The organism is Streptomyces sp. NPDC008125, from assembly GCF_042957125.1.
GTDB lineage: Bacteria > Actinomycetota > Actinomycetes > Streptomycetales > Streptomycetaceae > Streptomyces.
In genome coordinates this window covers 70,736-85,354 of the sequence record NZ_JBIBHR010000002.1, presented here as the reverse complement: position 1 = coordinate 85,354, position 14,619 = coordinate 70,736, and the positions used below count along the sequence as shown (strand labels likewise).

Annotated in this window: 13 protein-coding genes; 10 read left to right on the top strand and 3 right to left on the bottom strand. The window is 73.2% G+C overall.

Going from position 1 to position 14,619, the window contains the following annotated elements:
- Positions 1-63 precede the first annotated feature (63 nt).
- On the top strand, positions 64-576 hold the full coding sequence (locus ACFZAX_RS03105) for a SigE family RNA polymerase sigma factor (RefSeq protein ID WP_390958551.1): 513 nt from the start codon (positions 64-66) through the stop codon (positions 574-576).
- A gap of 138 nt (positions 577-714) precedes the next feature.
- Positions 715-2,115 carry a hypothetical protein gene (locus ACFZAX_RS03100; RefSeq protein WP_390958549.1) on the top strand — a complete coding sequence of 467 codons (1,401 nt, stop codon included), beginning with the start codon at positions 715-717 and terminating at the stop codon, positions 2,113-2,115.
- An 80-nt stretch (positions 2,116-2,195) separates the two neighbouring features.
- On the opposite strand, the gene ACFZAX_RS03095 is transcribed toward ACFZAX_RS03100, so the two are convergent.
- Positions 2,196-3,911, bottom strand: a complete 1,716-nt coding sequence (locus ACFZAX_RS03095; RefSeq protein WP_390958547.1) for a bifunctional 3'-5' exonuclease/DNA polymerase — start codon at positions 3,909-3,911, stop codon at positions 2,196-2,198.
- 159 nt (positions 3,912-4,070) lie between these two features.
- On the opposite strand from ACFZAX_RS03095, the gene ACFZAX_RS03090 reads away from it, so the two are divergent.
- Complete coding sequence (locus ACFZAX_RS03090) at positions 4,071-4,997, top strand: alcohol dehydrogenase catalytic domain-containing protein (protein ID WP_390958546.1); 927 nt, start codon at positions 4,071-4,073, stop codon at positions 4,995-4,997.
- Positions 4,998-5,060: 63 nt separating this feature from the next.
- Positions 5,061-6,260: a DUF2786 domain-containing protein gene (locus ACFZAX_RS03085; protein ID WP_390958545.1), complete on the top strand. Its 1,200-nt coding sequence runs from the start codon at positions 5,061-5,063 to the stop codon at positions 6,258-6,260.
- 53 nt (positions 6,261-6,313) lie between these two features.
- On the opposite strand, the gene ACFZAX_RS03080 is transcribed toward ACFZAX_RS03085, so the two are convergent.
- Entirely contained in the window at positions 6,314-6,739 is a 426-nt protein-coding gene (locus ACFZAX_RS03080) for a MarR family transcriptional regulator (RefSeq protein ID WP_390958543.1), read from the bottom strand.
- A 95-nt stretch (positions 6,740-6,834) separates the two neighbouring features.
- Between ACFZAX_RS03080 and ACFZAX_RS03075 the strand changes: the two genes are divergently transcribed.
- From ACFZAX_RS03075 to ACFZAX_RS03065, 3 genes are all read left to right on the top strand, one after another.
- Positions 6,835-7,479, top strand: a complete 645-nt coding sequence (locus tag ACFZAX_RS03075) for an MBL fold metallo-hydrolase (RefSeq protein WP_390958541.1) — start codon at positions 6,835-6,837, stop codon at positions 7,477-7,479.
- Positions 7,480-7,656: 177 nt separating this feature from the next.
- A complete protein-coding gene (locus tag ACFZAX_RS03070; protein ID WP_390958539.1) occupies positions 7,657-9,870 on the top strand; it encodes an FUSC family protein in 2,214 nt (737 codons plus the stop codon).
- Between the two features lie 334 nt (positions 9,871-10,204).
- A complete protein-coding gene (locus tag ACFZAX_RS03065) occupies positions 10,205-10,447 on the top strand; it encodes a DUF397 domain-containing protein (RefSeq protein ID WP_266707328.1) in 243 nt (80 codons plus the stop codon).
- A gap of 257 nt (positions 10,448-10,704) precedes the next feature.
- On the opposite strand, the gene ACFZAX_RS03060 is transcribed toward ACFZAX_RS03065, so the two are convergent.
- Complete coding sequence (locus tag ACFZAX_RS03060; protein ID WP_390958537.1) at positions 10,705-11,241, bottom strand: ATP-binding protein; 537 nt, start codon at positions 11,239-11,241, stop codon at positions 10,705-10,707.
- Positions 11,242-11,578: 337 nt separating this feature from the next.
- Here ACFZAX_RS03060 and ACFZAX_RS03055 point away from each other — a divergent pair, with 337 nt between their 5' ends.
- From ACFZAX_RS03055 to ACFZAX_RS03045, 3 genes are all read left to right on the top strand, one after another.
- Positions 11,579-12,442 (top strand): Scr1 family TA system antitoxin-like transcriptional regulator, encoded by an 864-nt coding sequence (locus tag ACFZAX_RS03055; protein ID WP_390958536.1) that lies wholly within the window; start codon positions 11,579-11,581, stop codon positions 12,440-12,442.
- 59 nt (positions 12,443-12,501) lie between these two features.
- On the top strand, positions 12,502-13,959 hold the full coding sequence (locus ACFZAX_RS03050; RefSeq protein WP_390958534.1) for an aldehyde dehydrogenase family protein: 1,458 nt from the start codon (positions 12,502-12,504) through the stop codon (positions 13,957-13,959).
- Between the two features lie 113 nt (positions 13,960-14,072).
- The gene (locus ACFZAX_RS03045) at positions 14,073-14,606 is read left to right on the top strand and encodes a DinB family protein (protein ID WP_390958532.1); all 534 of its coding nucleotides are present in this window, start codon (positions 14,073-14,075) and stop codon (positions 14,604-14,606) included.
- The last annotated feature ends 13 nt before the right edge of the window (positions 14,607-14,619 follow it).

Sequence of the window (14,619 nt, the reverse complement as noted above, 5' to 3'; positions counted from 1 at the left end):
GCCCATCGCGTCGAAGGAGTGCGGGGCGCACGGCTGGACCGGCCGTGGGAGACGGGGGAACGCATGAGGAAGTCGCGGGTCGAGGACTTCAGGGAGTTCGCGGCGAGCTGCGCGGGCCAACTGTACCGATCGGCCGTGCTGTTGACCGGCGGTGATGTGCACCTGGCGGAGGATCTCGTCCAAGAGGCCCTCGGCCGGATGTACATGCTGTGGGGCCGCGTCCACCGGATCGACAATCCGGCGGCGTACGCCCAGACGGTGCTCGCCCGCGCCTTCCTCACGCACCGCAGACGCCGCTCCACCGGCGAGCGTCCGCTCGCGGAGCTGCCGGACACCGCACCCACCCCCGCCGGGGCGGATCCAGCGCTGCGCATGACGCTGCTCGACGCCCTCGACCGGCTCGCCCCCAAGGACCGGGCGGTGGTGGTGCTGAGGTACTGGGAGGACCGCAGTGTCGAACAGACCGCCGAGGCACTCCGAATGAGTCCGGCAGCCGTGCGGACCCGGTGCGTACGGGCGCTGGCCCGGTTGCGCACTCTGCTCGGCGGCAGCCTCGCCGAGTTCGCCACGCGCTGAGGCGGCGGCCCTTCCCTTCCGCTGCAAGCCCGAGTCGGCCTCGCCACGTTCGCGACGTACCCGAGCCGGCCCTTCCGTTCCGCTGCAAGCCCGACCCGACCCACGCTGTCTCCACCGAACGAGAACGGTGACTTTGCCATGCCCTTTGAAGACGATCTGAGCGGAGAACTCCGCCGCGCCGGCAACTCCTTCGAGATCCCCGACCGGACCGCGCTGCTCGACGGCGCGGTCGGGATCGGACGGCGCGGGGTACGACGGCGCAGGTTCGCCGCCGTCACCGGGGGCGCGTTCGCCCTCGCGCTCGTCGCCCTCGGCGGCGGTCTGGCCACCGGGCTGGTCGGAGGGGCCGGGGCCGGGACCGAACTGGCCTCCGGTACGAAGACGGTGACCCCGGGCGCCGGGGGCGAGGACTCCGGCAGGAAGACCGGCCACGGCGTCTCCGGCACGGAGATGGTGAAGACGCTGACCGCGCTGCTGCCCGGAGGGAAGGTCTCCCAGGGAGCCGGGGTCGGCACCGAAGCGGGCTGGGCGCCGATGAAGGTCCATGTCGCGAACGCCCTCGGCGGCACGGCCGGAGTCACCCTCACCGGGGCGAAGGCCTCCGTCGTGTACGACGACGGCGACGGGCCCGTCACCGTCACCGCCTCCCTCTACCCGACGAAGTGGCTGGTGCCGGGCACGGGCGGAAACACCACGGACCACCTCTGCCTGTCGGGGTCGGACGGTGCGGGAGACGCGCCCGCGGGCGTGGTCTGGGCTTTCGACGAGATCGACGCGCCCCCGGCCCACGCCCCGGACGGGACGACGGGGACGCAGTCGGACGAAGGCTGCCCGAGCACCCCGAGCTCGTCCGAGCCGCGGGCCGACGGCCTTGCCGGCAACCGCTTCCGCGTCACGAAGGATGAGGTGACCCTCGATGTCCGCGTCTACAGCGGGGTGCTCGGCGGCAGTGCCGTGCCCGCCCGCACCACGCCCCCGGTCGACGGTGCCGAGCTGACCGCCCTGGCCCGGTCCGACCGGTGGGAGACCCTGATCCCGCGGCTGCGTGCCGAGGCGGACGTGGCCGCCGGGCCCTCCCCCTCCTCCACCCCGAGCCGTGCCCCCGAGCTCGACTACTCCGCGCTGATGCCCACGCTCCTGAAGCTCCTCCCGCACGACGTCACGGTGGTCCGCAAGCAGCACGACGAGGGCAGCGAGTACGCCGAACTGGTCGTGGACGACGGCAAGGGCCAGTCCCTCGTCGGGATCAACGTCCAGCGCGACATGCGGGACGTGGCGGGCGACCTGTACGGCAGCGCCGAGACACTGCCGGGCGGGGCACTGCTCACGGTCCGCCAGGCACCGGGCGAGAAGGGCGGCCAGGGCATCGTCCAGTGGACGGCCGACCTCATGTACCCCGACGGCATGCGGGTCGTGGTCATGGCCTTCAACGCCGACCGGCAGGACGGGACGGCCACCCGGACCGAACCCGCGCTCTCCGTCGCCGAGCTCAAGGCCCTGGTCACCTCGCCCAAGTGGCGCAAGCTCCAGATGAAGTAGCTGCACCCGTACGGCAGAAGTGCCCGCGCCCCGCGAACAGCGGGCGCGGGCACGTCACTTCGTGTCGGTGGCCCGGCCCCTCACTTCGCGTCCGCATACCGCTCCACCACCGCCGTGGTGAACGGGAACCGCACCGGGGTCACTCCGAAGGCGATCCGCCCGGCCAGCTCACCGGCCTCGCGGATCGCCCGCACCACGCGCTCGGCCTCGTCGGCCGGGCAGTGCACGATCACCTCGTCGTGCTGGAAGAACACCAGCTCCGCCCGGAGCCCCTCCTCGGCGAGCGTGCGGCGCAGCCCGGCGAGGAGCAGCAGCGCCCAGTCGGCGGCGCTGCCCTGCACCACGAAGTTGCGGGTGAAGCGGCCCCGGGCCCGCGCGTCGGAGGAGGCGTACCCGGGGGTGAAGCCGTACCCCCGGCGGCCCTCCCCGGCGCCGTCCTCCTCGGCCGTGCCGCCCTCCTGCGGCAGCCCCGCCTCGCCGTCGTCCCCGGCCCCGGCGGCGGGCGGGCTGGTCCGCCCGAGCCAGGTCCGTACGAGGCGGCCCTCCTCGCCCGCCTTCGCCGCGTCGTCGACGTAGCCGACGGCCCGCGGGAAGCGGCGGCGGAGCGCGGCGAGGTTCTTCAGGCCGTCGCCGGAGGTCTGGCCGTAGACCGCGCCGAGCAGGGCGACCTTCGCCTGGTCGCGGTCGCCCCGGAAGGCGCGGTCGGAGAGCGCGGCGTAGAGGTCGCCCTCGTGTCCCGCGACCTCCATCAGTCCGGGGTCGCGGGAGATCGCGGCGAGCACCCTCGGTTCCATCTGGTCGGCGTCGGCGACGACGAGACGCCAGCCCTCGTCCGCGACGACGGCCCGCCGGATCACCTTCGGGATCTGGAGCGCCCCGCCGCCGTTGGTCGTCCACCGCCCGCTGACCGAGCCGCCGGGCGTGTACTCGGGGCGGAAGCGGCCGTCGCGCACCCAGTCCTGGAGCCAGCCCCAGCCGTGCGCGGTCCAGATGCGGTAGAGCTTCTTGTACGCGAGCAGGGGCTCCACCGCCGGGTGGTCGATCTCCTCCAGCTGCCAGCGCCGGGTCGAGGTCACCTTGATCCCGGCCCCGGCGAACGCCTTGATCACATCGGCCGGCAGATCGGGCCGCACCCGCCGCCCGAACGCCGCCGACACCTGGTCCGCCAGCTCGGCGAGCCGCCGGGGCTCGCCACCGCCCGCGTACCGCTCGCCGAGCAACTCGTTCAGCAGAGCCCGGTGCACATCGGCACGCCAGGGCATCCCGGCCCGGTTCATCTCGGCGGCGACCAGCATCCCGGCCGACTCCGTGCCGGTGAGCAGCAGCATCCGGTCCGGGTGCTCCGCCGCGGCGTGGCGGCGCAGCTGGTCGGCGTAGACGTCGAGCAGCCCCTCGAACGGAACCTCCGCCCCGGCCGTCGGCTCGAAGAGCGGGGACTGCGCCCCGGGGTCGGCGCCGCGGGGTGGCGGGTCGGCGGGCACGGGGGTGCCGCGGAGGCGGGCCAGGGCCGCCGCGGCGGAACGGGGTTCGCCGAGCCGCCCCGCGTGGCCGAGGAGGAGCAGTTCCGCGCACTCGATGTCGTAGCACCGCTCGACGCGGACCCCGGAGGCGAGCAGCCGGGGATAGATCCCGGCGGTGGACCGCCACACCCAGCGCACCACCCCGGGGCGGGCCCGGACCGCTTCGGCGAGATCGGGTTCGCGGAGCACCGGACCGGCCGGGCGCCCGTCCCGCTCCAGCGGAACGAGCAGCGCGCCGCCGCCCTCCGCCTCGGCCAGGGCCCACCGTTCCGTCATGGACCCGAGTCTGGCACCGGGCACCGACATCGACGGGGAGCGGCCCCGGGCGGCGCCTCCCGGGAGGCAGCCCCGGGGACCGGCCGCGAGGATCGGCAGGGGGGATCGGCACGGGGGCGACGACGAGCGGACCGCGGCGCGCGGGGAGCAGGAGCAGGGATGAAGGCGATCGTGTTCGAGGAGTTCGGCGGCCCCGAGGTGCTGCGGCTGAAGGAGGTGGACGCCCCCCGGGTGGCTCCGAACCGGCTCCGGGTGCGGGTGCGGGCCGCCGGGGTCAACCCGCTCGACCACAAGATCCGTAAGGGCTGGATGGAACAGGTCCACCCCACACCGCTCCCCGCGACGCCGGGCAGCGAGTTCGCGGGGATCGTCGAGGAGGTCGGCGAGGGCGTCACGGACTTCGCCCCCGGCGACGAGGTGCTCGGCTACAGCGAGACGGGCGCGTACGCCACCGAGGTGCTGGCCGCCCCGGAGAAGATCACCCGGAAACCGGCCGGCCTGGAGTGGGAGACGGCCGCCGCGCTGCCGGTGGCCACCGAGACCGCCTCCCGGGTGCTCGACGAACTGGCGCTCGACGCCGGGGAGACGCTGCTGCTGCACGGCGCGGCCGGAGCGGTCGGCTCGGCCGCCGTGCAGCTCGCGACGGCCCGGGGCGCGACCGTCATCGGCACGGCGTCCGCCGCCAACCACGACTATCTGCGGGTGCTGGGAGCGACCCCGGTGGAGTACGGACCCGGGCTGGTCGAGCGGGTCCGCGGGGTCGCTCCCCAGGGTGTGGACGCGGTCTTCGACGCGGCCGGCCGGGGCGCGCTGCCGGACTCCATCGAGCTGCGCGGCGGCACGACGGACCGGGTGATCACCATCGCCGACGCGGACGCTCCTTCGCTCGGCGTCGCCTTCTCGGCCGGCGGCGGCGGCCCCTCCGCCGGACGCCTCGCCGCCAACGCCCGGCGGGCCGTCCTCGGCGAGCTGCGCATCCCGGTCGACCACACCTACCCGCTGGCGGAGGCAGCCGAGGCGCACCGGGTCAGCGAGGCCGGGCACGTACGCGGAAAGCTGGTGCTGCTCCCGCCTCAGGAAGGGTGAGCGCAGGGGCGGGGGGAGGAGCGGGCGGAAGGGTGACCGGGGGCCCGCCTCTACCCTGAACCCATGGATTCGGTGATCGACCAGGCGTGCGCGGCGGCTCTCTACTCGGAGGACGACGCCGGTCTGGACGCCGGTGCGTCGCTGCTCGCCGCCGCCCCGGACGCGGACGACGACGCGCACCGGCGCGGCGAGGAGTTCCTCCGCCGCGCCTGGGCCCGGGGCTGGCAGCCCGCCGACGTCGTCCGGTTCGTGCGCAGGGAGCTGGACGAGGAGCGGGCGGCCCTCGCCGCGACCCTGATCGCCGCCGAGACCGCCGCCTACGCGACGCTTCCGCCGCGCTGGTCCGGCCAGCTCGCCGAACTGCCGCCGCCGGTGCCGCGCAACCGCCCCGACCGGTTCGGCTACGCCTCCGCGCTGCTGGAGCTGTACCGGCTGCTGCTGCGGCTCCCCGCCGTGGAGGCGGTCGGACCGCCGCCCGGGGAGACCCCCGCCGCGGGCGGCAACCGGCTCCCGCCGCCCGCCCACGACGAACCGCGCATGCTCACCCGCATCCGCGCCCTGCTGGCGAAGGCGGAGGCCACCGACTATCCGGAGGAGGCCGAGGCGCTCACCACCAAGGCCCAGGAGCTGATGGCCCGGCACAGCATCGACGAGGCGCTGCTCGCCGCCCGTACCCACAGCGGGGACCGGCCCGGCGCCTGCCGGATCGGGGTCGACGCCCCGTACGAGACGGCCAAGGCGATCCTGCTCGACGCGGTCGCCTCGGCGAACCGCTGCCGGGCCGTGTGGAACAGCGACCTCGGCTTCACCACGGTCGTCGGGTTCGAACCCGACCTGGAGGCGGTGGAGCTCCTTTTCACCTCGCTGCTGGTGCAGGGCACCTCCGCGATGGCGCGGGCCGAGGCGGGGCAGCGGGCCGGCGGCCGGAAGCGGACCAAGACGTTCCGGCAGTCCTTCCTGATGGCGTACGCCCAGCGCCTCGGCAGCAGGCTCGCCGCCGACACCGCCCGGGTCACCGCCGAGGCGGACGCGGAAGCCGCAGGCGCGGACGGCGGCGGCACGGACGGGCCCGGGGCCGACGCGCTGCTGCCCGTGCTGGCCGCCCGCGACGTGGCGGTCTCCGGCGCGGCGGACCGGATGTTCCCGAAGACCACCACCACCCGGGTGCGCGGGGCCACCGACCTGGACGGCTGGACCCATGGCACCGAGGCCGCCGACCGCGCCCGGGTGGGCGGACGCGAGGGCCGGGGCATCGCCCCGTAGAGGACGGTGTCCGGTCCGTACGCGGACGGGGCCCGGTCCCTGGGCGGCCGGTCCTACGCGGCCCGCAGGCGCTCGTTCAGCCGCGCCAGCAGGGGCAGCGCCGCCACGAGCACCTCGCGCTCCTCGGGACCGAGCGCGTCGTCGATCGCGGCGCCCAGCCACTCCGCACGCCTGCCGCGCTCCTCCGCGAGCCGGCTGCTGCCGGCCGGCGTGAGGTGGAGCAGGAGTTTGCGCCGGTCGAGGGGGTGCGCCTCGGTCCGTACGAGCCCCCGGCCGAGCAGTTCCCCGACGGCCTTGGTGGCCGACTGGTGCGTGACGCCCCGCCGCTCCGCGATGTCGGCCGCGGTCATCGCGCCGTCACGGTCCAGGTAGCCGAGGACGGCGGCCTCGCCGGGGGGCATCGTGTCGGCGGTGCGCACCGTGCGGACCAGCTGTCCGATGGTCAGGCGGAGTTCCTCGGCCAGTCGAGCGTCGTCCATGGCCGCAGTCTATCCCCGAACCATGCAGCCAGGTTGTACAACTTATGTGTACAGTTTAGTTGTAGATATCCATCCTCGGCCGGAAGGACACCACCGTGGAGCTCACCAAGTACGCCCACGCCTGCGTCGCACTGGAGAAGGACGGCACACGCGTCGTCATCGACCCCGGCACCCTCACCCCGGCCGCGGCGGAAGCGGTCGGCCGGGCCGACGCCGTCCTGATCACCCACGACCACTTCGACCACTTCGACGAGAAGCTCGTCGCCGCCGCCCTGGAGACCCGGCCCGGCTTGCGGGTCTACGGCACCGCCGCCGTCGCGGCGGCCCTCGGCAGCCACGGAGGCCGCGTCCGCGCCGTGGCGGCGGGCGACTCCTTCACGGTCGGCTCCTTCGCCTTCACCGTCCACGGCCGGTCGCACGCGGTGATCCACGCCGACCTCCCGTGCCCCGACAACGTCGGCTACCTCGTCGACGGCGGCGCCGTCTACCACCCGGGGGACGCCTACTCCCGGCCCGGCGTCCCGGTGCGCACCCTCCTGCTGCCGACCAGCGGCCCGTGGACCAAGCTCGGTGAGGCCGCCGACCACGTGCGGGCCGTCCGGCCCGGGCGCGTCATCCAGATCCACGAACTCATGCTCAGTGAACTCGGCCAGGTCTCCACCGCCCGCTTCCTCGGCGAGGAGGGCCTGACCGGCGTCCCGGTCGAGCGGCTGGAGCCGGGAACCGCCGTCGAGGTGTGACCGGGCGCGAGCCCCCGCCGGGGAGCCTTCGGGCCGGCCGCCCGCGGGCACCCGCCCGGCTCGTCTCCGGGGCGGCCGGCAGTCGTCCGCCCGGTCCGTCTCCGGGGCGGCCGGCAGTCGTCCCGGACGGGTGAACCCAAGGTCCGGCTTGCCCCGTATCGCGGCTACGCTCGCCCCATGAGTTGGCTCCGGGCGCTGAAGGAGACCGCCCGCTCGGGGTTCACGGTCGAGCGGACCCGGCTGGAGCCACTCGTCGCGTTGCGCGGCGCCATCGGACTGGCGCTGGTGGTCGAGACCGCGCTCGCGCTCTCCGGGCCGGTCCTCGCGGCCAGCTCCGCGTTCGGCGCGTTCCAGGCGGCCATCGCCACCTTCCAGCGCAGCTGGCGCCCCCGCCCGGTGCTCGCACTGGTCTCCGGCGTCAGCCTGAGCATCTCGACGTTCGTCGGCTACCTCGCCGGCCCTTACCGCGTGGTGTTCCTCGCCGTCCTGGTCCTCTGGACCTTCGTGGCCGGACTCGCCTGGGCCGCGGGCCCCACCGGCGGCATCATCGCCTCCTCCAACGTGGCGATCATGCTCGTCACCATCACCCTGCCCACCTCCGTCCTGGACGCCGCCGCGCACGCCGGAGTGATCATCATCGGCGGCCTGGTGCAGGCCACCCTGATCGTGCTCTTCCCGGTGCGCAGATGGGGGGCCCAACGCGACGCGCTCGCCGACGCTCTCGCCGCCGAGGCCGACTACGCCCGCCGGCTGCGCCACGACCCGATCGCGCCCTTCGACCCGCAGGCACTGATGACCGCCCGCGACGCGGCGGCCGTCTCCGCCCGCGAGGCCCGCCACCGCCCGGCCGAACTGCACGGCGCCCGGAGCGTCGCCGAACGCATCCGCCCGGTCCTCGCCTCACTGGCCGACCCCGCCATGGGGGTGCCCGAGGAGGGCCCGCAGCGCGACCGCGCCCGTGAGCTCCTCAAGGCGGCCGGCTCGGTGCTCGACGCGGCGGCCCGCGCGATCCGGCACGGCGATCCGGTCCGGCTCGGCGGACCGGCGCTGGCGGCGCTGGAGGCACCCGAGACCGGCGGGCTCACCAGCGGACCGCCCCGGCGGGCGGCCGACCGGCTGATCGCCCTCCTCCACGACGTCGTGGAGATCGCCGAGGGCGCCGGCACCCGGCACGGCTCGGAAGCCGACCCCGAGACCCCGCACCGCCGCCGCCCCGGTCTGGTCAGGCTCGTCCCGGTGGTGATCGGCCGGATGCGGGGCGAGTTCCACCGCGGATCGGCGATCCTGCGGCACGCGATCCGGGTCACCGCGGTCGCCACCGTCGGCTACTTCATCGGGGAAGCGCTGCCCTTCGGCCACGGCTACTGGGCGCCGATGGCCGCGGTCATGGTGATGCGGCCGGACTTCTCCCAGACCTACGCCCGCTCGGTGGCGCGCTTCGGCGGCACCATCGTCGGGGTCACGTTCGCCACCGTCGTCGTGCAGGTCGCCCACCCCGGCCCGGAACTCTCCGCCGCGCTCGCCGTCTGCTGCGCCTGGCTGATGTATCTGCTGATGCGCACCGGGTACGCGGTCGGCCAGGTCTGCATCTCGGCGTACGTCGTCTTCCTGCTCGGCATGGCGGGCAACGACTGGTCGCAGACGGTTCCCGAACGCATCGTGCTGACCCTGGTCGGCGGGCTGCTGGCCATGATCTCGTACGCCGTCTACCCGGCCTGGGAGACCCCGCGGCTGCGCAACCGGCTCGCCGGCTGGCTGACCTCGGTCGGCCGGTACGCGGCCAGGGTCATCGACCAGTACGCGGACCCGGCGGCCCGCAGCAACGACGACGTACGGACCGCGCTCATCGCCTCCCGCGAGGCCCGCGTCGAGTGGACGGAGACCCTGAAGAAGGCCCAGTACGAACCGGTACGGCACCGGGGCCTCTCCCGGGCGGCCGCCACCGACGCCCAGCACGCGCTGTCGCAGCTCGGCCGGGCCGCCATGCTGCTGGAGGCCCACCTGCCCGACCGCGCGGCGACCCCCGTGCGCGGCGCGGCGGAACTCGCCGACGCCCTGCGCGGCTCCACCGAGAAGGGGGCGAAGGCGGTACGCGAACGGCGGGTCCCGGAATGGGGGCCGGTGGCCGAGTCGGTGGCGTACTGGGACTTTCTCGAAGCGCCCTACGACGAGGAACCCGAACCGGGGGAGCCCGTTCCCGACCCCGTCGTACGCCGGGGAGCCGCGCTGCTGCTCGACGCACTGATGGAATTGTCGTTCGCGCTGGACGACCGGGGCGCCGTGCCCAGCAGCCGGAGAGCGAGGCCGGGCGATGAAGACGGAGAGGCAGAAGAAGCCGGAGAAGCCGGAGAAGCCGGAGTGGAGGACCGGGCGGAACCGGAATCCCGCTGAAAAGCATGGATACGGGGGAGGCCACTCGGGCGGTTCCCCCGCGGTTCTCGCCGCGACGTCAGCGCGGTGAGGGGCGCGGGGCCGGCACCGGCCGTGGCCCGCGGATATGGCCCGGAAGACGCCGGGCTGCGGCGGCGGAGACCGCCGGTCAGGGTTGCCCGGGAGGCCCTCCGGCGGTGCACGTGCCATTTGCAGGTGACAGGAATCCCTGTAATCAAAGGACCACCGCGCGTGCACGTGCATTTGCCCATGCATTGGCATGTGAATTACCGCTATGATCCAGGTTGGTTGACGCTTGGTTGACACTTGCACCTTGCAACTCGGGGAGCTTTCTGTGCACGACGTGTACAACGGCATGGCGGCCACAGGGCTTCACGGGGTCGTCTGGCAGAAGAGCAGACACAGCAACTCCCAAGGATCTTGCGTGGAGTTCGCGAAACTTCCCGGGGGGAATGTGGCCATGCGCAACTCCCGTCACCCGGACGGCCCGGCACTCGTCTACACGCCGGCGGAGATCGAAGCGCTTCTGCTGGGCGTCAAGGACGGCGAGTTCGACCACCTGGCGACCGGAGCCTGAGCGTTCGCGACGCGGTGCGGCCCGGTTTCGCTGCCGTCGGGAGTGCGCGGGACGCTGCGCGCGGCGCCGAAGTGGCCTCGGTGCGGGCGCGGGCGGCCTGGGGCGTGCGGGCGCCGGCACGCGGTCGGGCCGGACGTGATGAGGGCCGGAGCGCGACTCCCCCTCGCGCTCCGGCCCCCGGTCTTCTCGGGTCCGGCCTCGGCGCGGTTCCCGTGCTGTCGTGCACTCGGTCGTGCGGGGCACGGACAGCCCTCTCCTCAGCGGGAGTTGTCGGCCACCTCGCCGTCGCACGTCAACAGGAAGACCGCCCAGACGATCTTCCCGCGCGGGGCCGTCGGTGCTGCCGGGCTCCCGGGAGCCGGGACCGGGTGCCAGCCCCAGCTGTCGCTGAAGGACTCGACCAGGAACAGCCCCCGGCCGGACTCGGCGGAGTCCTCCGCCTCCCCCGCCATCGGGCTCTCCCGGCTCGGGTCGCGGACCGCGCACATCAGACGGGTGGAACAGCGGGCCAACTGGAGCCGTACCGGCGGCGAGTTCGGGTCGCGGGCGACATCGGCGGGCAGCGCGTGGCGCAAGGCGTTGGTGACCAGCTCCGAGACGACCAGGGCGACATCGTCGAAGCGGTCGTCGAGTTGCCACTGGTGGAGTGTGCCGCGGGTGAAGTGCCGTGCGGAGCCGACCGCTTCGTACCGTGCCGGGAGCGTGATCGATGCCGACGCCGTGATCGCCGCGGGATCGGTGGGGGGCAGGCCACGCCGTAACGGTTCGAGCGTCGTCGATCCATCAGTCCTCATACGAGGTGCTCCCGGGATTCGCGGCTGCGAGCGGCACTGCCTGTGAGCGGTACTGCGGGGACACAGCGGCACAACACGAACGATCACGCAGGTGCGCAAGGGCCATGCTTCCGAATGCTTGAAGCAGATGCAAGGGCAGATGCACGTGCACGCGCCGGACGTGCCCGGTACCGTGGTGGTTACGGAGTATTTCTTCCGTGCGGCATTTTCCATGGCTCCGGCAAGTCTTCCCCTCTCTGTAACCGAATGAGTACGGCCCGGAGCGTTTTGGTGGCAGAATCCGGTGCTCGGGGTTCGGGGGCCCCGTTGCCCGGAAAGTTATGGGGAGGGTTGTCCAGTGTCGGCAGGCGAGTCGAGTGGATCCGTGGTGCGCCGCATCCTGCTGGGCTCTCAGCTCAGAAGGCTGCGCGAGTCGCGCGGAATCACGCGTGAGGCGGCCGGCTACTCCATCCGGGCCTCCGAATCGAAGATCAGCCGCATGGAGTTGGGACGGGTGAGCTTCAAGGCCAGGGACATCGAGGATCTGCTCACGCTCTACGGGGTCACGGACGAGGCGGAGCGCGAGTCGCTCCTCGGCCTGGCACGCGAGGCCAACGTGGCGGGCTGGTGGCACAGTTACGGTGACGTGCTGCCCGGCTGGTTCCAGACGTACATCGGTCTGGAGGGGGCGGCATCCCTCATCCGTATCTACGAAGTCCAGTTCGTGCACGGCCTGTTGCAGACCGAGGCGTACGCCCACGCGGTCGTCGCGCGGGGCATGCGCGGGGCGCCCGAGGCGGAGATCGACCGCCGGGTGGCGCTACGACTCGAGCGGCAGAAGGTGCTCGTCTCCGAGCGCGCACCGGCCTTCCACGCGGTGCTCGACGAAGCGGCCCTGCACCGGCCCTACGGATCGCGCGACGTCATGCGCTCCCAGCTGCGGCATCTGCTGGAGATGTCGGAGCACCCCAACGTCTCCCTCCAGGTGATGCCGTTCAGTTTCGGCGGGCACGCGGGCGAGAGCGGCGCGTTCACCATGCTGCGCTTTCCCGAATCCGACCTCTCGGACATCGTCTTTCTGGAGCAGCTCACCAGCGCGCTCTATCTCGACAAGGCCGAGGACGTCCAGAGTTACGAAAAGGCCATGGTCCGGCTGCGCGCCGACAGCCCCGGGGAGGACAAGACCCGGGATCTCCTTCACGGACTGCTTCAACAGGCCTGATCTCCCGCGTACGATGACGGTCGATCAGGAGAGTGCGAAAGCCTGCAGTAAGGGATTGCATGTCCTTCTTCCATGAACTGGCCCATCAGTACATCGATGGCGAATGGCTGACCGGCAGCGGTTCGTGGGACATCATCGACGTCAATCCCTACAACGGCGAGAAGCTCTGCGCCATCACGGTCGCGACCACCACCGAGGTGGACCGCGCGTACCGGGCCGCCGAGCGCGCGCAGACGGCATGGGCCGATGCCCGTCCGCACGAGCGACAGGTCGTCCTCGTCCGGGCGTTGGCCGTCGTCGAGGAGCGCGCCGACGAGATCGCCGAGGCCATCGTCGACGAGCTGGGCGGGACGCTGCCCCGGGCTCGGTACGAGATCGATCTGGGCCGTGAGCTCCTCCGCGAGGCGATACGCCAGGCCGTCCGCCCGGTCGGCGGGCTGCTGCCCGCGGCGGTGGACGGCAAGGAGAACCGGCTGTACCGGCGGCCCGTCGGGGTCGTTTCCGTCATCAACGCCTTCAACTTCCCCTTCGTCGTGGCGATGAAGTCCGTCGCACCGGCCCTGGCGCTCGGCAACGCGGTGGTGATGAAGCCGCACCAGAACGCGCCCGTCGTCGGCGGCGGTCTCGTGGCCCGCGTCTTCGAGGAGGCCGGGCTGCCGCCGGGGCTGCTCAACGTGGTGGTCACGGACAGCGCCGAGATAGGGGACGCGTTCATCGAGCACCCGGTGCCCGCGGTGATCTCGTTCACCGGCTCGGACCGGGTCGGCCGCCGGATAGCGGCCAGGGCGGCCCGTCGCTTCAAGCGGTGCGTACTCGAACTCAGCGGCAACAGCGCCCTGGTCGTACTCGAGGACGCGGACATCGGAGCGGCCGTGGACGCCGCCGTCTTCAGCCGGTTCTTCTTCCAGGGCCAGGTCGGCATGGCGGCCAACCGCATCCTGGTCGACCGCCGGGTGGAGGCGGAGTTCGCCACTCGGTTCGTCGCCGAGGCGTCCCGGATCACCGCCGGTGACCCGCGCGACCCGGCCACCCGTATCGGGCCGGTCATCAACGCCTTCCAGGCCGACGCGCTCTCCGGGCTGGTCGACGAGGCGCTCGCCGCCGGGGCCACCGCGCTGCTGCGCGGCCGTACCCGGGGCAATGTCGTGGAACCGACCGTGCTGACCGGCGTGCCCGAGGGCTCGCCCCTGCTGACGCAGGAGGTCTTCGGCCCGGTGGCCGTACTGATCCCCTTCGACGGGGAGGACGAGGCGGTACGGATCGCCGACGACACCCCGTACGGGCTGAGCGGGGCCGTGCACACCGCCGACGTGGACCGCGGGGTGCGGTTCGCGCGGCGCGTCCGCACCGGGATGTTCCACGTCAACGGCCCCACCGTGCAGGACGATCCGCTGGCCGCCTTCGGGGGCGAGAAGATGTCCGGACTCGGCAGGCGGAACGGCGACGCGGCCGTGGACGCCTTCACGACGACCCACTGGATCTCGGTCCAGTACGGCCGCACGGTCTTTCCTTTCTGAACGGAACCGCGTGTCCCGGGGCTTGAGGACCGGAGCTGTCCGCAAGGGCTCGTAGCGTGCAGGTGTCGGTCGGGGCCACGGGGGCGCCGGCCCGAGACCCCGGGACGGTCAGCATGGTCACCCACGTGTCCGAATCGCACGGCGACGAGCGCGGCACCCTCCTCGCCTTCGTCGAGGCCCAGCGCGGCGCGATCCGTCGCACCCTCCTCGGGCTGACCGAGGAGCAGGCGGCGAGCCGGCCGAGCGTCAGCGGGCTCTCCCTCTCCGGGCTGGCCAAGCACGTCGCCGAGACCGAGCTGAACTGGCTGCGGATGGCCCAGCGGCAGCCCAACGAGAAGGCGCGCACCCAGGAGACCTGGGGGGACAGCTTCCGGCTCGTGGGCGACGAGACCGTCCCCCAGGTGCTGGCGTTCTGGGACGGCGTCGCCGCCGAGACCGAGGAGTACATCCGGTCCGCGCCGGACCTCGACGCCACCTTCCCACTGCCGGAGGCTCCCTGGTTCCCGAAGGACGAGGAGGTCTCCCTGCGGTGGTTCCTGGTCCACCTGGTCGAGGAGATCGCCCGGCACGCCGGTCACGCCGACGTCATCAGGGAGTCCCTGGACGGCAGGACCGCCTTCGAGCTGATCGCGGAGAGCCGCACGTAGGCTGCGGCCGACG

Bases quoted from the DNA above. Each gene is read 5' to 3' on its own strand.
- ACFZAX_RS03105 (WP_390958551.1), top strand. From the start codon at position 64: ATGAGGAAGTCGCGGGTCGAGGACTTCAGGGAGTTCGCGGCGAGCTGC.
- ACFZAX_RS03100 (WP_390958549.1), top strand. From the start codon at position 715: ATGCCCTTTGAAGACGATCTGAGCGGAGAACTCCGCCGCGCCGGCAAC.
- ACFZAX_RS03095 (WP_390958547.1), bottom strand. From the start codon at position 3,911: ATGACGGAACGGTGGGCCCTGGCCGAGGCGGAGGGCGGCGGCGCGCTG.
- ACFZAX_RS03090 (WP_390958546.1), top strand. From the start codon at position 4,071: ATGAAGGCGATCGTGTTCGAGGAGTTCGGCGGCCCCGAGGTGCTGCGG.
- ACFZAX_RS03085 (WP_390958545.1), top strand. From the start codon at position 5,061: ATGGATTCGGTGATCGACCAGGCGTGCGCGGCGGCTCTCTACTCGGAG.
- ACFZAX_RS03080 (WP_390958543.1), bottom strand. From the start codon at position 6,739: ATGGACGACGCTCGACTGGCCGAGGAACTCCGCCTGACCATCGGACAG.
- ACFZAX_RS03070 (WP_390958539.1), top strand. From the start codon at position 7,657: ATGAGTTGGCTCCGGGCGCTGAAGGAGACCGCCCGCTCGGGGTTCACG.
- ACFZAX_RS03060 (WP_390958537.1), bottom strand. From the start codon at position 11,241: ATGAGGACTGATGGATCGACGACGCTCGAACCGTTACGGCGTGGCCTG.
- ACFZAX_RS03050 (WP_390958534.1), top strand. From the start codon at position 12,502: ATGTCCTTCTTCCATGAACTGGCCCATCAGTACATCGATGGCGAATGG.
- ACFZAX_RS03045 (WP_390958532.1), top strand. From the start codon at position 14,073: ATGGTCACCCACGTGTCCGAATCGCACGGCGACGAGCGCGGCACCCTC.